The 22465-nt window shown below is 29.2% G+C and carries 17 protein-coding genes, 1 other RNA gene and 1 pseudogene; 8 read left to right on the top strand and 11 right to left on the bottom strand.

The window, feature by feature from the left end:
• The first annotated feature begins 28 nt into the window (after positions 1-28).
• The 6 genes and pseudogenes from dnaJ to ACJJVY_RS06425 all read left to right on the top strand — a co-directional run.
• Entirely contained in the window at positions 29-1156 is a 1128-nt protein-coding gene (dnaJ, locus tag ACJJVY_RS06450; RefSeq protein WP_405606181.1) for a molecular chaperone DnaJ, read from the top strand.
• Positions 1157-1347: 191 nt separating this feature from the next.
• Positions 1348-1655: RNase P RNA component class A (rnpB, locus tag ACJJVY_RS06445), an RNA gene on the top strand.
• Positions 1656-1889: 234 nt separating this feature from the next.
• A complete protein-coding gene (locus tag ACJJVY_RS06440; RefSeq protein WP_405606180.1) occupies positions 1890-4664 on the top strand; it encodes a bifunctional aconitate hydratase 2/2-methylisocitrate dehydratase in 2775 nt (924 codons plus the stop codon).
• Positions 4665-4904: 240 nt separating this feature from the next.
• Positions 4905-7172 (top strand): aconitate hydratase, encoded by a 2268-nt coding sequence (locus ACJJVY_RS06435; RefSeq protein ID WP_405606179.1) that lies wholly within the window; start codon positions 4905-4907, stop codon positions 7170-7172.
• Between the two features lie 69 nt (positions 7173-7241).
• Entirely contained in the window at positions 7242-7937 is a 696-nt protein-coding gene (locus ACJJVY_RS06430) for a peptidoglycan DD-metalloendopeptidase family protein (protein ID WP_405606178.1), read from the top strand.
• 164 nt (positions 7938-8101) lie between these two features.
• Positions 8102-8272: pseudogene (locus ACJJVY_RS06425) on the top strand (Crp/Fnr family transcriptional regulator); the annotation flags it as partial.
• 596 nt (positions 8273-8868) lie between these two features.
• On the opposite strand, the gene ACJJVY_RS06420 reads toward ACJJVY_RS06425, so the two are convergent.
• Entirely contained in the window at positions 8869-11358 is a 2490-nt protein-coding gene (locus tag ACJJVY_RS06420) for a T9SS type A sorting domain-containing protein (protein WP_405606177.1), read from the bottom strand.
• A 253-nt stretch (positions 11359-11611) separates the two neighbouring features.
• Positions 11612-12682, bottom strand: coding sequence for a LamG-like jellyroll fold domain-containing protein (locus ACJJVY_RS06415; RefSeq protein WP_405606176.1), 1071 nt, complete (start codon positions 12680-12682; stop codon positions 11612-11614).
• 526 nt (positions 12683-13208) lie between these two features.
• Between ACJJVY_RS06415 and ACJJVY_RS06410 the strand changes: the two genes are divergently transcribed.
• Complete coding sequence (locus ACJJVY_RS06410; protein ID WP_405606175.1) at positions 13209-13487, top strand: hypothetical protein; 279 nt, start codon at positions 13209-13211, stop codon at positions 13485-13487.
• A gap of 119 nt (positions 13488-13606) precedes the next feature.
• Here ACJJVY_RS06410 and ACJJVY_RS06405 read toward each other — a convergent pair whose 3' ends face one another.
• The 4 genes from ACJJVY_RS06405 to ACJJVY_RS06390 form a co-directional block, all read right to left on the bottom strand.
• Entirely contained in the window at positions 13607-13948 is a 342-nt protein-coding gene (locus tag ACJJVY_RS06405) for a hypothetical protein (RefSeq protein ID WP_405606174.1), read from the bottom strand.
• Between the two features lie 305 nt (positions 13949-14253).
• Positions 14254-14595 carry a hypothetical protein gene (locus tag ACJJVY_RS06400; protein WP_405606173.1) on the bottom strand — a complete coding sequence of 114 codons (342 nt, stop codon included), beginning with the start codon at positions 14593-14595 and terminating at the stop codon, positions 14254-14256.
• Between the two features lie 345 nt (positions 14596-14940).
• Positions 14941-15282: a hypothetical protein gene (locus tag ACJJVY_RS06395; RefSeq protein ID WP_405606172.1), complete on the bottom strand. Its 342-nt coding sequence runs from the start codon at positions 15280-15282 to the stop codon at positions 14941-14943.
• Between the two features lie 193 nt (positions 15283-15475).
• Positions 15476-17683, bottom strand: a complete 2208-nt coding sequence (locus ACJJVY_RS06390; protein ID WP_405606171.1) for an endonuclease MutS2 — start codon at positions 17681-17683, stop codon at positions 15476-15478.
• Positions 17684-17720: 37 nt separating this feature from the next.
• Here ACJJVY_RS06390 and ACJJVY_RS06385 point away from each other — a divergent pair, with 37 nt between their 5' ends.
• A complete protein-coding gene (locus ACJJVY_RS06385) occupies positions 17721-18386 on the top strand; it encodes a uracil-DNA glycosylase (protein ID WP_405606170.1) in 666 nt (221 codons plus the stop codon).
• Here ACJJVY_RS06385 and ACJJVY_RS06380 read toward each other — a convergent pair.
• From ACJJVY_RS06380 to ACJJVY_RS06360, 5 genes are all read right to left on the bottom strand, one after another.
• Positions 18370-19386, bottom strand: coding sequence for a glycosyltransferase family protein (locus tag ACJJVY_RS06380; protein ID WP_405606169.1), 1017 nt, complete (start codon positions 19384-19386; stop codon positions 18370-18372). The genes ACJJVY_RS06385 and ACJJVY_RS06380 overlap by 17 nt on opposite strands.
• Positions 19387-19392: 6 nt before the next feature.
• Positions 19393-20271 carry a UDP-2,3-diacylglucosamine diphosphatase gene (locus ACJJVY_RS06375; RefSeq protein ID WP_405606168.1) on the bottom strand — a complete coding sequence of 293 codons (879 nt, stop codon included), beginning with the start codon at positions 20269-20271 and terminating at the stop codon, positions 19393-19395.
• Between the two features lie 297 nt (positions 20272-20568).
• Entirely contained in the window at positions 20569-20709 is a 141-nt protein-coding gene (locus tag ACJJVY_RS06370; RefSeq protein ID WP_405606167.1) for a hypothetical protein, read from the bottom strand.
• Positions 20710-20731: 22 nt separating this feature from the next.
• Complete coding sequence (locus ACJJVY_RS06365; RefSeq protein ID WP_405606166.1) at positions 20732-21592, bottom strand: substrate-binding domain-containing protein; 861 nt, start codon at positions 21590-21592, stop codon at positions 20732-20734.
• A complete protein-coding gene (locus tag ACJJVY_RS06360) occupies positions 21593-22462 on the bottom strand; it encodes a nucleoside phosphorylase (RefSeq protein ID WP_405606165.1) in 870 nt (289 codons plus the stop codon).
• Positions 22463-22465 lie beyond the last annotated feature (3 nt).

The raw sequence follows: 22465 nt of genomic DNA, 5'->3' as shown, positions 1-22465 counted from the left end.
TTACTGTTAATTGATAATTGAAATAAAAATGGCAAAACAAGACTTTTACGAGGTATTAGGTATTTCTAAATCTGCGACTCAAGCAGAAATAAAGAAAGGATATAGAAAAATGGCTATAAAATATCATCCAGATAAAAATCCGGGTGATGCAACTGCAGAAGAAAACTTTAAAAAAGCAGCAGAAGCTTACGAAATTTTAAGTGATGAAAATAAAAAAGCACGTTATGATCAATATGGTCATGCAGCTTTTGATGGTCCACAAGGAGGTGGCGGCGGTTTCGGCGGCGGTGGAATGAATATGGACGATATTTTTAGTCAGTTTGGAGATATTTTCGGAGGCGGAGGCTTTGGAGGATTTGGTGGCGGAGGTGGCCAAAGACAAGCTAGGGTAAAAGGGAGTAATATGCGTATTCGTGTAAAACTTACTTTAGAAGAAATTGCCAAAGGAGTAGAGAAGAAAGTAAAGGTCCGTAGAAAAGTACAAGCAGATGGTGTAAAGTATAAAACTTGTACAACTTGTAATGGTACTGGTCAAGTAATGAGGGTAACCAATACTATATTAGGTAGAATGCAAACTGCAGCTACTTGTAGTACTTGTTCTGGAGCAGGAGAAATTATTAGTAGTAAGCCAAATGGTGCAGATGCGCAAGGTTTAATTATAAAAGAAGAAACTGTACCTATTAATATTCCTGCAGGAGTTACAGAAGGTGTTCAGTTAAAAGTAGGAGGAAAAGGGAATGATGCTCCAGGGAAAAATTCAATTTCAGGAGATTTATTAGTTTTAATTGAAGAGATTCCTCATGAAACTTTAAAAAGAGAAGGAACAAATATTCATTTTGATTTATACGTAAATTTTTCTGAAGCTGTTTTAGGAGCTAGTAAAGAAGTAGATACTGTAACTGGTAAGGTTAAAATTAAAATTGATGCAGGTACACAATCTGGTAAAATTTTAAGGCTAAAAGGTAAAGGTTTACCTAGTATAGAGCGTTATGGTACTGGAGATTTCTTAATACATATTAATGTTTGGACACCACAAGAATTAAATAAAGAACAGAAACAGTTTTTCGAAAAAATGTTGGATAATGATAACTTTAAACCAAGTCCAAATAAATCTGATAAATCATTTTTTGAAAAAGTAAAAGATATGTTTTCATAAAGAAATGTTAATATGTTATAAAAAGTTAACTTTTTTTAAAATAATTGTTTTTTTATAAAGCTTTTTAATATACATTTGTAGTGTTGTTAATTTATTAGCAACACTTTTTCTTTTTCATAGCAATTTTTCCCACTCATATATGAGTGGGTTTTTTTATGAATTTTAAAAAGTAATTTTACAAAATTATAGAATTAGCAGACTTATCTTATCGACTTGTTTTTTAATAAGTAGGAAAGTCCGGACACCAAAGAGTATCATAGCGGATAACATCCGTCCAACGAGAGTTGAGGACAAGTGCAACAGAAAGCAAGTACAGTTCGGCTGTAGTGAAACCAGGTAAACTCTATGAGGTGCAATGCCATGTATATTAGAGCTTGAGAGCTACTCGCTCGATTCTAAAGGGTAGGCAGATAGATTCTAAGAGTAATTTTAGAACTAGATAAATGATAAGAACCTTATTTTTAAGGTACAGAATTCGGCTTATTAGTCTGCTTTTGCTATAATTTTATGAATCTTCCATTTTTGCTAGGTAATTATCTGTATTTGTTGAGTTTAATTTAACAAATATTTACATAGCTTTTATTTATTCATTAATTGCCGCAAACTATTATTTATTTTTTAATATCGGTATAAAAAATGTAAATTTGTTTTACTAAAATTAACAAATAACAAATACGCTATAACTTTTAAATTTAATTAATTTAGAAGTTTGTACTAACTAAAGATTTCTTTCATGAATATTTACAAGGATTATCTCCAGGAGATAGAAGACCGAAAAGGTTTAGGGCTTCATCCAAAGCCAATTGATGGTGCAGATTTATTAAGTGCAATCATATCCCAAATTAAAGATTTAGATAACGAGTACAGAGATGATTCTCTAAACTTTTTTATCTATAATGTTTTACCTGGAACCACAAGTGCTGCTGGTGTTAAAGCTAAATTCTTAAAAGAGATTATTTTAGGAGAAGAGGATGTAAAAGAAATTACACCAGAGTTTGCTTTAGAGCAATTATCTCATATGAAAGGTGGACCTTCTGTAAAAGCATTATTAGATCTAGCTTTAGGTAATGATGAAGCTATTGCAAAAGAAGCTGCTAAAGTATTAAAAACTCAAGTTTTTCTTTATGAAGCAGATACTAATCGTTTAGAAGAAGCTTTTAATAACGGAAGTGAAATTGCTAGAGATATTATTGAAAGTTATGCTAAAGCAGAGTTTTTTACTAAACTACCGGAAATTGAAGAAGAAATAGAGGTTGTAACATACATTGCTGGTGTAGGTGATATTTCTACAGATTTATTATCGCCAGGTGGTGATGCTCACTCAAGATCTGATCGCGAGTTACATGGTCAATGTATTTTTGAGCACAATAAAGAGATGCAAAAAGAAGTGTTGGCTTTAAAAGAACAACATCCGGATAAACGTGTAATGTTAATTGCAGAAAAAGGAACAATGGGAGTTGGTTCTTCTAGAATGTCTGGTGTAAACAACGTAGCGTTATGGACAGGTATTTCTTCTAGCCCTTATGTGCCATTTATCAATATTGCTCCGGTAATTGCTGGGACAAATGGTATAGCTCCAATTTTCTTAACTACGGTTGGTGTAACTGGTGGTATTGGTTTAGATCTTAAAAATTGGGTAAAACAAAAAGATGCAGAAGGTAATACGATTGTTGATGCAGAAGGAGAACCAATTTTAAAAGAAGAGTATTCTGTAGCAACGGGGACAGTTCTTACTATTAATACAAAAGAGAAAAAACTATATAACGGAGACACAGAATTAAAAGATATTTCTGCAGCATTTACACCACAAAAAACGGAGTTTATGAAAGCTGGAGGTTCTTATGCTGTTGTTTTTGGTAAAAAACTACAAACATTTGCTTCTAAAGTTTTAGGGGTTGATGTTGTACCTGTTTACGCAGCTTCAAAAGAAATCTCTATTGAAGGTCAAGGGTTAACAGCTGTAGAAAAAATATTTAATAAAAATGCGGTTGGTACTTCAGGAGCTACATTACATGCTGGTTCTTATGTTCGTGCAGAAGTAAATATTGTAGGTTCTCAAGATACTACAGGTTTAATGACTTCTCAAGAATTAGAGATGATGGCTGCTACAGTTATTTCTCCAATTGTTGATGGTGCATATCAATCAGGTTGTCATACAGCATCTGTTTGGGATGATAAATCTAAAGCGAATATTCCTAGATTAATGAGCTTTATGAACGATTTTGGTTTAATTACCGGTCGTGATCCTAAAGGAAAATACTTTCCAATGACGGATGTTATACATAAAGTATTAAATGACATTACTGTTGGTGATTGGGATATTATTATTGGTGGTGATTCACATACACGTATGTCTAAAGGTGTAGCTTTTGGTGCAGACTCAGGTACAGTTGCTTTAGCATTAGCTACAGGAGAGGCGTCAATGCCAATTCCAGAATCAGTAAAAGTTACTTTTAAAGGTGAAATGAAGTCTTATATGGATTTCCGTGATGTTGTACACGCTACACAACAACAAATGTTGAAGCAGTTTGGAGGAGAAAATGTTTTCCAAGGTCGTGTTATAGAGGTACACATTGGTACATTAACGGCTGATCAAGCCTTTACATTTACAGATTGGACTGCAGAAATGAAAGCGAAAGCTTCTATCTGTATTTCTGAAGATGATACTTTAATAGAATCTTTAGAAATAGCAAAAGGTCGTATCCAAATCATGATTGATAAAGGAATGGATAATGAAAAGCAAGTTCTTAAAGGTTTAGTAGAAAAAGCAGAGACTAGAATAACTGAACTTAAAACAGGAATTAAGCCTGCGATAAGACCAGATGCTAATGCAAAATATCATGCAGAAGTAATTATCGATTTAGATGAGATTTCAGAACCAATGATTGCAGATCCAGATGTAAATAATGATGATGTTTCTAAACGTTACACACATGACGTTATTAGACCATTATCTTATTATGGAGGAACTAAAAAAGTAGATTTAGGTTTCGTAGGATCTTGTATGGTACATAAAGGTGATATGAAAATATTAGCTCAGATGTTAAAAAATGTTGAGAAATTACACGGTGAAGTTGTATTTAATGCACCTTTAGTTGTTGCACCTCCAACATATAATATTGTTGATGAGTTAAAAGCAGAAGGAGATTGGGACGTATTAGTAAAATATTCAGGTTTTGAATTCGATGATAGCGCACCAAAAGGTTTGGCACGTACTAAATATGAGAATATGTTGTATTTAGAGCGTCCTGGTTGTAATCTTTGTATGGGTAACCAAGAAAAAGCAGAACCAGGTGATACGGTAATGGCAACATCTACACGTTTATTCCAAGGAAGAGTTGTAAAAGATACTGGTGAGAAAAAAGGTGAATCTTTATTATCATCTACTCCAGTGGTTGTATTGTCTACAATTTTAGGTAGAACTCCTACTATGGTAGAGTATGAAGCAGCTGTTGATGGAATCGTTTTAACAAAATTTAAACCTTCTACAAAACAGTTAGTAAAATAAACTACATTTTTAAATAATATAGTTAAAAATCTCGAGTATAAAACTCGGGATTTTTTTGTTTATAAATAAGTGTATTTTAAATTGAATAAAATAAAAAATACCTTTCCTATTGAGTTTTTCTATATAGCTATTAGTAATATATACTTTTTAAAAGACCAATCATTTAGAAGATAATTATATATTTTGTACATTAGAGGAATAGAAAGTATAACAAAAACCTTTAAATTATTTATAATTATTATGGCATTTGATATTGATATGATTAAAAAAGTGTATTCAACAGTTGTAGAACGTGTTGATGCTGCTCGTGAACTAACAGGTAAACCTTTAACTTTAGCAGAGAAAATTTTGTACTCGCATTTATGGGATGGAAATCCTAATAAAGCCTTCGAGAGAGGGAAAGATTATGTAGATTTTGCTCCAGATAGAATTGCATTACAAGATGCAACAGCTCAAATGGCTTTATTACAATTTATGCAAGCTGGTAAAAATAAAGTAGCAGTTCCTACGACAACACATTGTGATCATTTAATTCAAGCTAAAAATGGAGCAACTTCAGATTTGCAAAATGCATTAAATACTAGTAATGAGGTATTTAATTTTTTAGAATCTGTTTCTAATAAATACGGTTTAGGTTTTTGGAAACCAGGAGCAGGTATTATACATCAAGTTGTTATAGAAAATTATGCTTTTCCAGGAGGAATGATGATTGGTACCGATTCTCATACAGTAAATGCTGGTGGTTTAGGGATGGTAGCTATTGGAGTTGGTGGTGCAGATGCAGTTGATGTAATGGCAGGAATGCCATGGGAGTTAAAGTTTCCAAAATTAATAGGAGTAAAACTAACAGGAAAACTTTCTGGTTGGACAGCCCCTAAAGATGTTATTTTAAAAGTTGCAGGTATTGTTTCTGCTAAAGGAGGTACAGGTGCAATTGTAGAATATTTTGGAGAAGGAGCAAAGGCGATGTCTTGTACAGGAAAAGGTACTATATGTAATATGGGAGCAGAAATAGGAGCGACGACTTCTACTTTTGGTTATGACGATTCTATGGAGCGTTATTTACGCGCTACAGATAGAAGTGATGTTGCTGATGAAGCAAATAAGATAAAAGATTATTTAACAGGTGATGATGAAGTTTATGCAAATCCAGAAGAATATTTTGATCAAGTAATAGAAATTAATTTATCAGAATTAAAACCTTTATTAAATGGACCATTTACACCAGATTTATCTACATCTGCAGGGTCTGACATGACTGAGATTGCAAATACGAATGATTGGCCTTTAAAAGTTGATTGGGGATTAATTGGGTCTTGTACAAATTCTTCTTACGAAGATTTATCTAGAGCATCTTCAATAGCACAACAAGCAATTGATAAAGGATTAAAAACAAAAGCAGAATTTGGTATTAACCCAGGTTCAGAAAAAGTAAGATACACAACAGAAAGAGATGGTATTTTAGGGATTTTTGAAAAATTAGACGCAACAATTTTTACAAATGCTTGTGGACCATGTATTGGGCAATGGGCGCGTTATGAAGATCCTAAAAATGCACCTAAAAACTCTATTATTCACTCTTTTAATAGAAACTTTGCTAAACGTGCAGATGGTAATCCTAATACACATGCATTTGTAGCATCACCAGAAATGGTTGCTGCTGTAGCAATTGCAGGTCGTTTAGATTTTAATCCGATGACAGATAAGTTAATCAATAAAGACGGAGAAGAGGTAATGTTAGATGAGCCTACAGGTTGGGAATTACCACCTAAAGGTTTTGAGGTAAAAGACGATGGTTTTTTAGCACCAGAGGAAGATGGGAGTCATGTGGAAATTGCTGTAAAACAAGATTCTGAAAGATTGCAATTATTAGAGCCTTTTACTCCTTTAGGTACCGATTTAAAAGGATTAAAATTATTGATAAAAGCATATGGTAAATGTACTACAGATCATATTTCTATGGCTGGGCCATGGTTACGTTATAGAGGGCATTTAGATAATATTTCTAATAACTGTTTAATAGGCGCTGTAAATGCTTTTGGTAAGAAAACCAATTTTGTAAAAAATCAATTAACAGGAGAATATGATGGTGTGCCAGATACAGCAAGAGCTTATAAAGCAGCAGGAATTAATTCTGTTGTAGTTGGTGATCATAATTATGGAGAAGGGTCTTCTAGAGAGCATGCTGCAATGGAACCTCGTCACTTAGGTGTTGCCGCTGTTTTAGTAAAATCTTTTGCTAGAATACATGAAACAAACTTAAAGAAACAAGGTATGTTAGGTTTAACGTTCGCAAATGAAGAAGATTACGATTTAATTTTAGAAGATGATACTTTTAACTTTTTAGATTTAAATGAATTTGCTCCAGATAAACCGCTAACTATAGAAGTTGTTCATGCAGATGGATCTAAAGATGTTATAATGGCAAATCATACTTATAATAAAGGACAAATAGATTGGTATAAAGAAGGTTCTGCTTTAAATTTAATTAAAAAACAAAACGCTTAAAATCTATTATTCGTTTTACATATAAACAAAACTCTCGATTTTTAATCGAGAGTTTTTTATGCTATAAATATGAGTATTTTAAAATTTAATCAATTTTTAAATGATATTTCTAAAGAGTCAATAGCTGTTATTGATACTGAAATATTGTTTGAAAATTATATTCCTATAAAAATTTCCGAAGAAAATGATGATTTATTTAGTTTTGATATTTCTTCTTCTAAAGAATGGGTAAAGTATATTGCTTCTTATTTAGAAGAAAATAAAGCAAAAGTTGCTTTTGGAGGATATTTAGAAAAAAGAAATATTTATGATAGAAGTAAATATTTTAAGAATCAATCTGAAGATGAAAAAAGAAATATTCATTTAGGCATCGATTTCTGGTGTAAAGAAAAAACAAAAGTTTTAGCTGTTTTAGATGGAGAGATTGATAGTTTTAAAATCAACGATAATTTTGGAGATTATGGACCAACTATTATTTTAAAACACACAATTGATAATGAAGTATTTTATTCTCTATATGGCCATTTATCCAAATCATCAATAAAAAACTTAAAAGTTGGTAAAGCTGTTTTACAAGGAGATGTTATTGGTTTTTTAGGAGATGCTTCTGTAAACGGAGATTATGCTCCACATTTACACTTTCAAATTATTAGAGATTTAGAAAATAATTTTGGAGATTATCCAGGAGTTTCATCAAAAAAGAATTTGGATTTTTATAAGAAAAATTGTCCTAATCCTAATTTATTATTAAAACTATCTAATTAATTTATTTATTACTTTCTGTAAGCTATCAGTAATATTTAAGACTTTTAATATAATTTCTTAAAAACTTATGGTTTTTTGACAACGTAAATTTATTTAATCTAGTTTGTCTTCATAAATTTAAAGGATATAAAAAATGTCGCACTTTTGATCTCTATAAAAAGAATGATTATATTTATTTTGAAGAAGATAATGCAAGTAAAATTCATTTGATAGAAAAAGGAAAAGTAAAAATTGGTTATTATACAGAAGATGGTGACCAAATTGTAAAAACAATTTTAGGCAAAGGGAAGAGAAATGAATTTACACAATCTTTAGAAGCTACAACTTCAATTTGACCAATAGGAGTCGATACTATTTATGATCTAATCAAAGACAACAAAACGTTTAGTTTAGAGATTTATCTACAAAAAGGTACTTTAAATTAATCACTCCTTGTTCCATTCCATAAGAAGTAATATCACTTGATGAAATAATTTTTTAAAATGAACTTGAAATCGTTTATATCTAAAATAGTTGATGGTATTATGGTTGTGTTTATTTTGTCAACTAAGCCACATAAAATGAATGTTCTTTTCTGTTTTTTGCGAAGAACATAGCTTAAGTAAGTATGCGTAAATAATGACTTTTAAGAACATCTGCAGGTGATAACTTGATGTAACTTCCGCTTTTATAGATTGCCTCTAAAGCATTAATATAGATATGTCAATAAACAGTGTTTACAATACGAACCAGATTATTAACTAGTACTAAATCATCATAAATCGGTGGTAAAAGACTTAAAAAGTCTTGGTTATAGGTCATTAAAAATGACTTTTCTGCTAATTCTTAAAAAATCATGAAAAAAAAGACTGTATTTTCAGATGTCTTCTTTTTTCATGATTTTTTTTAGTTTAACTTAGAACTGTTATTTTAGTCTAAATAAGTAATAGGTTTACTTAAGAATAAGCTTTAAACTACCTTGTCCTGCATTGTTTTCTATACTTATAAAATAGAGACCTTTAGCAAGAGAAGATAAATCAAATTTAGTATTGATCAATTCTTCTGATGAATCAAAATAATAACTTTTCATAATTTCTCCAGAAACTGCTACTACATACATTACTGATTTACCAAAAGTCCCTTTACTTAATATTTGAAATATTCCATTAGATGGGTTCGGATATGCAAGCAATTTATAATCAGTTATATTATTAATTTCTTCAACATCTAAAGTTCCTAGTAATAAAGGTGTATTACTGAAATTTATAAGTTGTCCATCAATATGATATCGTGGATTAAATCCATCATTACAATCATCACAGGTAACGCCAGTAACACAATTAGGATTATTAGGATGGCATTCATCTACATAAGTAGGATCTAATCGATAACTAAAATCAACAGTGACTTTAGATATTTGAGCGGTCATATCAATAATATCAGGAGGAGCTATTGTTCCAGGGCACCAACCGGCTCTATTAAAAGTCCATGTACCTAGCTGTCCTGTACAGTTATCAGGGTTTGGATTACACTGATTCCATAAATTTTGTGTATAATTTTCTACGCCATCAATGTCAATATAATTAGTAGCTTCGTAAAACTCGGCTGCATTCTCAGAATTATTTGATCCCCAACCATGTCCTGTATTAGATAAGCGTAAATGAGAACTCAATACATTTGGATTGTAAGTGTAATTTGCATCAGGAATAGGTTGTAGGTTGTTAGGGTCTCCTAAGTCCCAAGCACCATCCCATAATTCATCAACACTTGAATATAAATATTCTGGTGTACCTTCTTGAAAATCAAAATCTAGAGATATTTGCCAACCACCAGTTCCATAAGTATCAATAAACATTCTAAATTCTACTTCACCTTGGAGTAGACTTGCATAATCAGTTAAATCTATAGTATGGCTGCAGCCTACACCGTAAGGCGTAATGTAACGAATAATTTGAATCCAATTACCGTCAGGTCCCTTAACATCAATAAATGCTCTACGATCCCAATCATCACAGTCTCCATCATCAGAAGGACATTCAACTAATAAATTGGCTATGATTTGATTATAACTGCCAACGTGTTGCGGCATACTAAATGTGCCATAGAAGTTACGACTATTCTCTGTGCCGAACTCAATGACATCTTCATCCATGGTTTTTACTGTTTGAGTACTTATTGTGTTAGTAACTTCAATAGTTTTTGTTATGGTTGTATTATTACCATTAGATCCATTAGCAGTTATATTTATTGTATGCATTCCATATGAATCTGGAGTCCATAATGCATAATGTAAGTTATTTTCTCCAGTTACTGTAATTGGTGTGCCATCTACAGTAATTTCTATGTTATCTATGTATACTAAATCTGCTTCTTCAATTGAAGAGGATACATAGATAGGATAAGCATGAAATGAAGGCATTTCAATAGGATAATCTTCGGTAAGCCGTGTTGTAATAGTAGGGGAAAAAGTACTAACATCAATAACTTCAAATTGGGTAAAAGTTTCAGCGGGATTAAAATCTTCATTTCCTGCTTGAACAGCTTTTAAGGTTACTATGCCAGTACTTCCATTCAATGTCACTGCAGTACCATTAATTGTAGCTGGTCCAGATTCCACAGTATAAGTTATATCTGTTAAACCAGAAGTAGATGTAGCTGAAACATCAAAAGGATTTGCTAGAGTACTTTTTTTATCTACGGAATCAAACGTTATAATTTGATTTTCTTTTCCTCCTTCTCCAGTACCTAGTAAATCTATGGATGAGGTGGCTAGAATATGTGGAAATTCGCCATTTCCTGTTGTCTCATTTTCTTCAGGTGGATAGTATGAAAATGCAAAATGTGTTGCAATTTCATCTGGACTTTGGTCTAAGGTTACTTGATCTACATAAATAGGTTTATTACCATTACCATTTCCTAATTCACCCATATCATTATAGCGAGGTTGGTCATTAGCATGAATTAATATAACTACAGGTGCGTAATATTCACCATTATCAATACCTCCATTTCTATACGTGTTATCAATACCGTTATTAGAAACATTGAAAATAGTATACGTTTTATTGAAGGTTCCGTCTCCATTGTCTAGAGTTTCTGTTCTGTAATAACCATTATTTACATCAGAATCATTTATAAGCCCCAAATAATAATTATCCTTATCATTAGTTGCACTCCAACTTATACCATCATCAACAATATTACCATCTGTATCTGTTGTAGAAATACCATTTTCATATAGATATAAACGTAAACGTATAATATTATCGGTATCATTAGGAATATTACTTAATACAAAAGAAATTGGTGCAGATGTTGCTAAAGTTCCATTTGGATGAAATTCTGTAGGTTTTGTTGTAAAGCTAAAATTAGCTAAATTTTGCCCCAAACTTATAGAGGTAATAACTAACGAAAATATTAATATTAATTTTTTCTTTTTCATTTTAAAAATGTATTGATGATATGAAGTGATATTAAAATAGTAAAAAATAATAAAATTTATAATTTGATACAATTAGGATTTGTTTGAAAAGCTAAAATTAGTGTTTAGTTTTTTTATTAAAATTCACATGTTTTTAATAATTACTATTTGTATACGATTAAATAGTACAAATTCTTGTTTTTTTAACAAAAAAAACCTGTTATAAGATTTAGATATAACAGGTTTTTTAGAGTTTTATTAAACTATATGATTATTATTTTTTTAGAATTTTTAAGTTGGCTATTTTATTGTCTTGTTTAACTTCAACAATATACATACCAGAGTTTAAATCTCTCATATCTACGGAGTCACCAGAGGTTTTTATAATACTTTTTCCAGTAATATCGTATACATTAATATCTAATGTACTATTATTTGTAGTTTTTAGATATAGAAAGTCTTCTACAGCATTTGGGTATGCTTTAAGTTCTTCAAATGCAAAACCTGCTAAACTAAGTACATTCTCATTGTAAACAGCTAAGATTTCAGCATCAGTAAGCTCAACATTATAAATTCTAAGATCATCAATACCACCTCCGTCAAACCATTTTGAACCATTTTTTCCATCAGAACCAATATAAACTAGATCATCTATTGTATTAAGTATTTGACTATCATTATTTCCAGCACTACTAGATACAGGTTGCCCATCAATGTACATTTTTACATCAGCTAAAGTTACAGCAGAACTAGCGCCAGTACCATTAGCAGGAACAACATACGCTGCATGATGCCAATTAAAATCATCTAAATTATCTGTAGAAGTAATGGTATAATCTATTCTACCTCCTGCTACCGCTATTTGAACTCGACCAGCGGAAGGCTCGTATGTGAATTGCATCTTTCCTCTAAGGTTAACACCGGAACCCGCATAAGGATCTCCTATAGTAACCAAAGTATGTCCTCCGTTGGTGTCTGTATTATCATTAGCGTATTTAAACCAAACAGATACACTACGTTCAGCATCGCCTGTAATACCTAAGTTAGAAGTACTTTGAATATTAGCAATTACACTATTTTGAATCCAATAAAGTGCGTCTGTTTCTCTGTCTATAGAAGACCAATTTAAAGAATGGCTACCTTCTTTACTATCAGTGCCATAAGGTACGGTTAGCGATGTAAGCGAAGAATCTAAATTAGTATCAAATTCAATAGTCGCAGAACCAATATTAGTTAAATTATTGTCAAACTTTAAATCTACAACAGGTGTTTGTGCGTTTGAAGTTGCAAATGCTAAAGATACTATTGCAACAAAGGGTAAATTTTTAAGTAATTTTTTCATCATAAAAAAGATTTATTTGGATTAATATAAAGTTAATTTAGAATTATAATAATAAGGCACTATTATTTTTTAGATGAACAACGTCTAAAATACCCTAAACAACAAATTGCAAGTAATTTACGAGCTTAATCTCTTCTTGTTTGTAAGAAAAAATATGATAAGAGGTTTTTGAAAAGTAATTTTATTTTAACATTGTGTTAATTTTTTTCTAAAAAAAAATATTAATTTACTAAAATCTTAAGAAAGAACTTTCAAAATTGTTTTACAAGAAAAATAAGAATTCTAGATCAAACCAGTTAGAGACTCTTCATAAATTGCTAACCGTTATAGATACATTGTGAGTTAAAAGTAAGTAGGATAAAAAAGATACTATGGAAACTTTACGTTATATAACTATAGATGAAACTTACTAATTTGATGGTCATATTTTTTATAAATATTTAGAAGAAGTGAAAAGAAGGGATTAAGTTATTTGTTATTGTGTTTTACTCAAAAATAGGAATCGAAACTGAAAATTTTGGTATTGCTGATGATAATGCTGTATGCTTCTTATAAAAGGATAACAGTAAATAACTTATTTTTTCTTAGTGAAGATTATGTAACAGGTACTGCTGTAGTAGTAGATTTCCCTAAAGGTTTAAAAGAAGTAACCGTAGTAATTTCTGTTGAACCTTATCCAGACAATAGTACTGCACCTTTTACTTTTAAGCCATTAGCACATAATGTTCCTACAGATGCAATGAATCATTCTGTAATAAAAATGGTAACAGAACCAGTAACCATTTTAACAAGAAGTGTTGTAAGATAAATAATACTTGAAATTATATTTAATAAAAAAGAGGAAACATAACTTTGTTTCCTCTTTTTTATTAAACTCGATTAGTTTAAAACTAATGTAGAGTATGAATTAACTAAATAAATTTATAATTATTTAGCGTTAATTTTTAATGGCATTTTATAGATTTCTCCTTTTTTTGTACCTTTTGTATCTAATTTTTTATAGTTAAGTTTAGTTTTGATAAAAGAGTTTAATTCTTTTATATCAGAATCTACAGATATAATTACAATTTCATTATTATTATTAATAATAAAAGAAACTTCTGCTGTACTAGATTTTTCTAACTCTATAGAAATGTTATCTCCTAAAAAAGAAACAATTTCTGTTCTTAATTCTTTTGATTCTGGTTTGTCGTTTTCTGTTGCATTCATAGAGAAAACAGTTGATAGACTAATAGCGAAAATTGTGATAATTGATTTTATATTTTTCATTTTTTTATATTTTAAATTAAACATATATCTATAAGACTACAGAAGTTTAAAAAAGTTTCACTAAAAACTAGATTTTAATATAATCTTAACATTTAGCTCTTAAATTAAGGATGTGTTAAAAAGCAATATTAGTAGTAAGGTTATTTTATGTAGTTGTTAATGTGTAGCTAGTTTTGTAATTATTTTTATAAAATGTATTTTTAATCTTTAACATAGATAAAAACGCTTATTTAACTACAAAAAAATTACCCAACCTAGTTAAAAAACCAGTGTTGGGTAACAACTAACCAAATTTATTTCTTAAACTATTTAGCGTTAATTCTTAATGGCATTTTATAGATTTCTCCTTTTTTTGTGCCTTTAACATTTACTTTTTTATAATTCAATTTACTTTTTATAATGGTATTTAATGCATCAACATCAGAGTTTACAGAAATAATTACAATTTCATTGTCATTATTAATCATAAAAGAAATTTCTGCTGTACTTGTCTTTTCTAATTCAAGAGAGATTGTGTTTCCTAAATAAGAAATAATTTCTATTCTTAATTCTTTAGTTTTTAAATTGTCTTTTTCTGTGGCATTCATAGAAAAAATAGTTGATAAACTAATAGCGAAAATTACGATAATTGATTTTAAATTTTTCATTTTAAAGAGGTATTAAATTAAACATATATCTAATAGACTACAAAGGAATAAAAATGTTTCAGTAAAAACTTGATTTTAATATAATCTTAACTTTTGATAGGTTAAATTAATATTTAATTAATAATTAGGGTTTATAAATATGGTTTTGTTATTTCTTGTAGAAAATTAAACTAATTTAAAAGTATTTATTAAAGTGGATAATGCTCTAATTTAGGATTTTATAAATTGAAAAATGTAAGTTAATTTATGTGTATATTTAAAGTAATTACATAAAAAAATACTCAACATTAGTTATAAACTAATGTTGAGTATTAAAGGTAATTTACGGTAAAAATGCTAAAGTTATTATTTAGCGTTTATTGTTATTGGCATTTTATAAATCTCTCCTTTTAATGCGTTTTTAACATCAACTTTTTTATAATTAAGTCTTGATTTTAAAATGTCATTTAATTCAATAATATCAGAACTCACAGATATAATTACAATTTCATTATTATTGTTGATGATAAAAGAAACTTCTGCTGTAGTTGTTTCTTCTAATTCTAAAGAAATATTATCCCCTAAAAAAGAAATAATTTCTGTTCTTAATTCTTTTGATTTTGGGTTGTCTTTTTCAGTTGCATTCATTGAAAAAACAGTTGAAAGACTAATAGCTAAAATTGCGATAATTGATTTTATATTTTTCATTTTTGGGTATATTAAATTAAACATATATCCATAAGACTATCGAAATTTAAAAAAGTTTCATTTAAAAAATAACTTTAGCATAATCTTAACATTTTAAGTTTAAATTAGGAATTAATTAAAAAGTGATATTATTTAAAGTGCTGTTTTGTGTTTTAATTAAAATTAGGGTGATTTTTGCTACATTTGATAAAGATTATTTTTTTGCTTTTTCTACCAATTCTAATTTAGAAGTAGTTGTTTTTGTAGTAAAAATACCATAATTTATGGTTATATTTTTTTTATCAATTTTATCAATAGTACCTACAGAATTAGAATCTATAATTCTAACTCTATCATTTATTTGATAAATATATTCTGCCTTTTCTTTAGCAATTTTAGCTTGTTCAATTTTCTTTACTTCTCTAACTTCTACAACTTTTTCTAAAACCTCTTTTTCAACTTTTTTAATAATTTCTTGCTGCTTTTTTTCTACAATTTTAGCTTTTTGTTTCTGAGCTTTAGTTTTAGGTTTTACAGGGTTTTTCTTAATTTGTTTTACTTTTAAGTCTGCAACCCATTTATTAAAGTTAGTATTTAGTTCTTTTTTATTATTGGTCTGGAAGTATTTATTAAGTAACTCATTAGTTTTTCTACCAAGAGTAAGCATTTTTTGATTCTGATCGTACAATTCTTGAAAACCACTTAATTTATCTTGAACACGTTGCTCTTTTTCTTGTAAACTTTCTAAATGTTCTTGTCCTTTAGAATGCTGATTCTCTAAATTATCAGAATGTTTTTGTAATCTATTTCTTTCTTTTTGAAGCTTAGAAATTGTTTTGTCTAAACGAACTTTTTCTGTTTCTACACGTTTTTTTGCTTTGTTGATAATACTATAAGGAATCCCATTTTTTTGTGCAACTTCAAAAGTAAAAGAACTACCAGCTTGCCCTATAAATAATTTATATAATGGCTCTAAAGTACGTTCATCAAACTGCATATTTGCATTGGTAACGTTGTCTAATTCGTTTGCTAAAACTTTTAAATTAGAATAATGAGTAGTTATAATACCAAACGCTTTTTTATAATAAAACTCTTCTAAGAAAATTTCTGCCAAAGCACCACCAAGTTCTGGATCTGAACCTGTACCAAACTCATCAATTAAAAAAAGTGTATTGGCATTACATCTGCGTAAAAAATAACGCATATTTTTTAAACGATAGCTGTATGTACTTAATTGATTTTCAATAGATTGGTTGTCTCCTATATCCGTTAAAACATTTTCAAAAATATAAGTTTGACTTCTCTCATCAACAGGAATTAAAATTCCACTTTGCAACATTATTTGTAATAAACCAATGGTTTTTAACGTGATACTTTTTCCACCAGCATTTGGCCCAGAAATAACAATAATTTGTTGTTTCTCGTTAAGCTCTATAGTTTGAGAAATGGTTTTTGAACCTTGTTGTTTATTTTTTCTCCATAAAATAGGATGATAAGCATTCTTAAAAAAGATCTTTTTCTCTCTAGATGTTTTAGGTAAAATAGCATCCATTTCTTGTGCATATTTAGCTTTTGCACCAATTACATCTGTATGGACTAAAAAAGAAAGATACTCTTGTATTAGAGAAACCATCGGTCTTATTTTCTCTGCTAAAACACGTAAAATTTTAACAATTTCTTGTTTTTCTTCATAGACTAGATTCTGAAATTCTCTAGAGTATGCAAGTGTAGCTTGTGGTGCAATGTAAACAATGTTACCAGATTTTGATGAACCTAATAAACTACCTGCAACTTTTTTTCTATACATCGCAGAAACAGCCAAAACACGCTGATTATCAACTACGGTTTCTTTAATATCATCTAAATAACCAGATGAAATTGCACTAGATAAAGCGCTAGAAAAACTTGCACCAATTTTACCTCTTATATTATTAATGCTTTGTCTAATTTGTTTTAAATTGTCTGAAGCATTATTCCTTACTTCTCCAGAAACTTCAATAATCTTTTTAATTTCATCATCAATAAAAGTAGTGAATTCTATTTCTTGAGAAAACTCAAAAAAAGTAGGAAATTGAGTTTTAAATTTTTTAAAGAATTTAATTAGTTCATTTACAGTAAGTGATGTTGTTGCGATTTTTAAAAAAGCATCTGTTTCTATAAAGCTATTTTCTATAGCTAATCTTTTTACGCTTTCTGTAATGTTATCAAACCCATGGTTTGGAACTCTATTTTCGCTTATAAAAGAAGAAAGGTATTCATTAACTAAATATAATTCTTTAAAAAGTGTTTTTTTATTTTGAATAGGTTGTGTTTCAAACACTTTTTCTTTACCCAAACCAGAAATACAATGTTCTGAAACATGTTGTAAAACTGTTGAAAATTCTAAATCTTGTAATGTTTTTTCTAATATGTTTTTACTCAAAATATTATCTTTGGGATTGCTGCAAAAATAATAAACAATGGAATTAAAAATAGCCGATAGCTGGAAAAATATTTTGCAAAAAGAGATAGCAAAGCCTTATTTTAAGGACTTAATTGATTTTGTAGAATTAGAATATTCAAACAGTCTTTGTTTTCCTAAGGAAAAAGATATTTTTGCTGCATTTGATTTTTGTTCTTTTGATGATTTAAAAGTAGTAATTATTGGTCAAGATCCGTATCATGGAGAAAATCAAGCGAATGGTTTGTGTTTTTCTGTAAAAGATGATATTAAACATCCGCCATCATTAGTTAATATTTTTAAAGAAATTTCTACAGATTTAGGTCGAGAATATCCGCAAAGTGGAAATTTAGAAAAATGGGCAAAACAAGGTGTTTTATTATTAAATGCAACATTAACTGTAAGAGCTCATGAGGCCGGAAGTCATCAGAAAAGAGGATGGGAAACTTTTACAGATGCAGTAATTAAACAAATTTCTAAGGAGGATAAAGACATTGTTTTTTTACTTTGGGGCAGTTTTGCAAAGAAAAAAACGAAGTTGATAGACAAAAAGAAACATTCTATTTTAGAATCTGGTCATCCTTCTCCATTAAGTGCAAATAGAGGTTATTGGTTTGGTAACAAACATTTTTCTAAAACAAATGAGATTTTAAAAAGTATTGGTAAAACTACGATAAAATGGTAGGCATTATTGTTTCTTCATCATAATAAGGTAATAATATAGCTTCTAGTATATCTTCTGTTATATCTGGATAATTCACAGATATAATTTTATCAGAATGAATCCATTGCGCAATTTTTAATACTTGTTTTTTATTTAATTTTTTAATTACTGATACCCCCATTTCTTTTAATGCAATGGCATTACATTGTTGTTCGTATTGGTTTTTCATTGGTATAACCAATAATTTTTTCTTTAAATACAATGCTTCAGAAGGGGTTTCAAAACCAGCGCCACATAATACACCGGCAGATGAAGCCATACTTTTTATAAAATCGAACTCGCTAATAGGATAAATTGTAATGTTTTTTTTAAAGATTAAACTTTTAGTTTCTTTAGAAAAAACATGCCATTTAGCAATGGGTATTTTAGACAAAACTTTTACAATTTTTTCTGTTGTATAAGACGGTAAATAAACGGTAAAATGTCCTTTGTTACTTGTTTTTGTATTTCTTATTTTATTTCTGATAATTGGAGTAAATGTTGCAGAACTATAAGTATCAAAATGAAAACCAAAGCGATCTTTAGCAGGAGCATAATATTTTAGAATATACTTTTCTAGTTTATATTTACCGTATTTAGGTGATGCAGTATCAAGCACTGCATTTTGATGACTTAAAGAGATAATATTTACATTATTTAATTTTGCAGCCCAGGCGGAAACTGGCTCAAAATCGTTAATAATTAAGTCGTAATCTTTTACAGGTAATTTTTTAATTTCTTTATAAAAACGAGCTAAATTCATTTTTTTATAAGTAGCCCAAAAATCAATACCTCCTTTTTTACCAAAGGTAAAATTTAAACCATGTACTTTATATTTAATTTCGAAACCTAAATCTAAGTTATTTTCATTACCACTCACTAAAATATCTAAATCTCCTTTTTGTTGTAAAATAGGGATCAATACTTTTGCTCTAGTTAAGTGTCCATTTCCAGTACCTTGAATAGCGTACAGTATTCGCATAAATAATTATTTTGTTGGTTTTTGTATGTCAAATTCTTTTAACAATTCGTCAAAAAGAAAATTGTTTTTCTCTTGCTTGTTAATTGCCTTTAATTCTTTTTTGGTTAGTTTGATTTCAGTTTCTTGAGCTATAGGGTCGTTTGCATATTCATACAAACTCCATTCTTTATTTTTATATTCTAAAGCAGTTAAGTTTTCTATCCAATCACCAGAATTTAAATAGGTTGTTTTACCTTTTCCGTTTTTAATTTCTCTAATTTCTGGTTGATGTATATGTCCGCAGATTACATAATCATATCCGTTTTCTATAGCAATATCAGAAGCTGTTTTTTCAAAATCATTAATAAATTTTACAGCACCTTTTACACTATTTTTTATTTTTTTAGAAAGTGATAATTTCCCATAACCTAAAAGATTACTAATAGAATTAATAAAGGTGTTTATCAATATTAAAGCATCGTACCCTTTTCCTCCTAATTTAGCCAACCATTTAGAATGTTGCATGGTGACATCAAAAACATCACCATGAAAAATCCATGCTTTTGTGTCATCAATGTTTAAAACTAGTTTGTTTAAAATTTTAAAGTTGCCTAATTTAAAACCTCTAAACTTGCGTAACATCTCATCATGATTACCTGTAATATAATAGATTTCGGTATCTTTTGATAGAAGAGCTGTAATGTGTTTAATTACATTCATATGAGATTTAGGAAAATAACGTTTGTTAAATTGCCAAATATCTATGATATCACCATTTAGTATTAAAACTTTTGGTTGAATGGTTTTTAAATAGTTTAATAATTCTTTTGCTCTACACCCATAAGTACCTAAATGTACATCGGAAATTACAACATAATCTAACTTACGTTTTTTTTGTTTTTTCATGTTTTAATATTAGATAAGAGTAAAAGAATTGATATGTAAAAGAGATTTTTTTATGGATTTTCTCTTCTCGATAATAAAATTATAGTATCAAACAATAATTAAAACTCTACTTATCATCAAACATAAAGATGAAATGTACAGTAATTGTAAAATAAAAATGAAAAAAAAGTAATCTAATGTTTATTAAAAAGTTTATTTAAAGTTGTTTTAATGTTAAGAAAACTAGGGTTTTATATAAAAAAGAAATCCGCTCTAAAGCGGATTTCCTTGAATTTGGAATTAAGAAACAAACTAATTTTAGATAAAATTAGCTTGTTTTAATGTTGTTTGAGTAGTTGTTGTATTATCAGCTAAACCACACGGACTAGATGTGCTTCTACATGAAGAAAAAGAAATGATCCCTAAAATACAAATTGCAATAAATATTAATTTTTTCATAGTTGATAAATTTAAGTTTTAATTAATTGTACATGTTTCTTATAAAATTACTAGAGTCTTTCTTCTTTTGTATAACGTTAAACTGTACCATTTTATTCTGTATACGAGTTGTTAAATTTTTTGTAATTGGTTTTCCGTCATTCCATTCGGTTATTTCTAACCATTGCCCAATGTCTTCTAATTTTTGCTCATATCTAATAGCTAAAATTTCATCAATATTAGAAATTTTTTTGAAGTCTTTTGTTTTATTATTAATAATGTCTAAAACTTTTCTAACTTCATCATAATCATTTTCTAAAACTTCATTTCTAACAGCAATTACAAAGCATGGCCATGGAGTAGGGCAGTCGTCAACTCTTCTAAAAGTGCCGTTATCTACTAAAGGTTTTGTGGTAAAATGTTCCCACATAAAATAATCTGCTTCTCCATTGGTAAGAGCATCTATGCCACCTTGCAGATTACCAATTACTTTAAATTTTAATTTAGAGATATCCCAACCTTGGTTATAAGCATTAACAATTGCCATTAAATGAGAGCCAGAACCAAATCTACTAATGGCTATTGTTGCATTTTCTAAATCGTTAATTGTTTTAAATTTAGATTTTGACCCAACATGTATTCCCCAGATTAAAGGTGTTTTTACAAAAGTCTGTACAATTTTAGAAGGATTACCTTCTGCAATATCTTTAATAATACCTTCTGTTAAAACAATAGCAATATCTACTTCTCCATTTCTTAGGGCCTTACACATTTGTCCCGTGCCACCAGGATAATCTTGCCAGCGTAAATTTATATTTTGCTTGCTATACTCTTTGTTTTTAAGAGTTAAGTACCAAGGGTAATTAAAATGTTCTGGTACGCCACCAACTTTTAAATTTGTCATTTATACTGTTAATTTCTCTAATGCATATTCTATTAAATCTGCAACAACTTTACCTGGATTTTTACTAAAAGTACCGTTAGCTCTATTGGCAATAATTGCATTTAAAGAACAGGCTTTATGACCTAATAATTTTGATAAACCATAAATAGCAGAGGTTTCCATCTCTAAATTAGAAACTCTATTTCCTTTAAAATTAAAAGTATCTATTTTATGATTTAAGTTATTGTCTTGTAAGGCTAAACGTAAAATTCTACCTTGTGGGCCGTAAAAACCACCTGCAGTTGCTGTAATTCCTAAAAAAGTTTTTTCTGATTTTAATTTATCAGCAAGAATTTTATTGTTTTCTATAATAATTGGGTATGCTTTCTTAGTACTCCAATTAGTATGTTTTACAAAAGCACTTTCTATTTCTGGGTTTTCAATTTCTTTAATTTGATAAGAATGTAACAATCCGTTTAGGTCTAAACCATGAGAACTAATTACAAAAGAATCTACCGGAATATCAGTTTGTAAAGAACCAGAAGTGCCAATTCTAAGAATATTTAGAGATGTAAGTTTTTCTTTAGGTTGCCTTGTCTCTAAATCGATATTTACTAAAGCGTCCAATTCATTTAAAACAATATCTATATTATCTGGGCCTATTCCTGTAGAAATTACAGAAAATTGTGTGTTTTTATAAGTTCCTGTAGTTGTTTTAAATTCACGTTTTTGAGTAGTGAATTCAATAGTATCAAAATGTTTAGATATTTTATCTACTCTGTCTTGATCACCCACAAAAATAATATTTGTGGCAATATGCTCTGGTCTTAAATTTAGGTGATAAACACTTCCATCAGGATTAAGAATAAGTTCAGAATTTTTTATAGACATTAT

Origin of the sequence: Polaribacter sp. Asnod1-A03 (assembly GCF_045063585.1) — a bacterium.
Lineage (GTDB): Bacteria > Bacteroidota > Bacteroidia > Flavobacteriales > Flavobacteriaceae > Polaribacter.
The sequence above is the reverse complement of the archived record's forward strand: the minus strand, read 5'-3'. Positions and strand labels throughout refer to the sequence as shown.

Coding starts and splice junctions, on each gene's coding strand:
- ACJJVY_RS06360 (WP_405606165.1), bottom strand. CDS start 22,462: ATGTCTATAAAAAATTCTGAACTTATTCTTAATCCTGATGGAAGTGTT.
- ACJJVY_RS06440 (WP_405606180.1), top strand. CDS start 1,890: ATGAATATTTACAAGGATTATCTCCAGGAGATAGAAGACCGAAAAGGT.
- ACJJVY_RS06430 (WP_405606178.1), top strand. CDS start 7,242: ATGAGTATTTTAAAATTTAATCAATTTTTAAATGATATTTCTAAAGAG.
- ACJJVY_RS06380 (WP_405606169.1), bottom strand. CDS start 19,386: ATGCGAATACTGTACGCTATTCAAGGTACTGGAAATGGACACTTAACT.
- ACJJVY_RS06435 (WP_405606179.1), top strand. CDS start 4,905: ATGGCATTTGATATTGATATGATTAAAAAAGTGTATTCAACAGTTGTA.
- ACJJVY_RS06405 (WP_405606174.1), bottom strand. CDS start 13,948: ATGAAAAATATAAAATCAATTATCACAATTTTCGCTATTAGTCTATCA.
- ACJJVY_RS06365 (WP_405606166.1), bottom strand. CDS start 21,592: ATGACAAATTTAAAAGTTGGTGGCGTACCAGAACATTTTAATTACCCT.
- dnaJ (WP_405606181.1), top strand. CDS start 29: ATGGCAAAACAAGACTTTTACGAGGTATTAGGTATTTCTAAATCTGCG.
- ACJJVY_RS06370 (WP_405606167.1), bottom strand. CDS start 20,709: ATGAAAAAATTAATATTTATTGCAATTTGTATTTTAGGGATCATTTCT.
- ACJJVY_RS06415 (WP_405606176.1), bottom strand. CDS start 12,682: ATGATGAAAAAATTACTTAAAAATTTACCCTTTGTTGCAATAGTATCT.
- ACJJVY_RS06395 (WP_405606172.1), bottom strand. CDS start 15,282: ATGAAAAATATAAAATCAATTATCGCAATTTTAGCTATTAGTCTTTCA.
- ACJJVY_RS06420 (WP_405606177.1), bottom strand. CDS start 11,358: ATGAAAAAGAAAAAATTAATATTAATATTTTCGTTAGTTATTACCTCT.
- ACJJVY_RS06375 (WP_405606168.1), bottom strand. CDS start 20,271: ATGAAAAAACAAAAAAAACGTAAGTTAGATTATGTTGTAATTTCCGAT.
- ACJJVY_RS06385 (WP_405606170.1), top strand. CDS start 17,721: ATGGAATTAAAAATAGCCGATAGCTGGAAAAATATTTTGCAAAAAGAG.
- ACJJVY_RS06400 (WP_405606173.1), bottom strand. CDS start 14,595: ATGAAAAATTTAAAATCAATTATCGTAATTTTCGCTATTAGTTTATCA.
- ACJJVY_RS06410 (WP_405606175.1), top strand. CDS start 13,209: ATGATAATGCTGTATGCTTCTTATAAAAGGATAACAGTAAATAACTTA.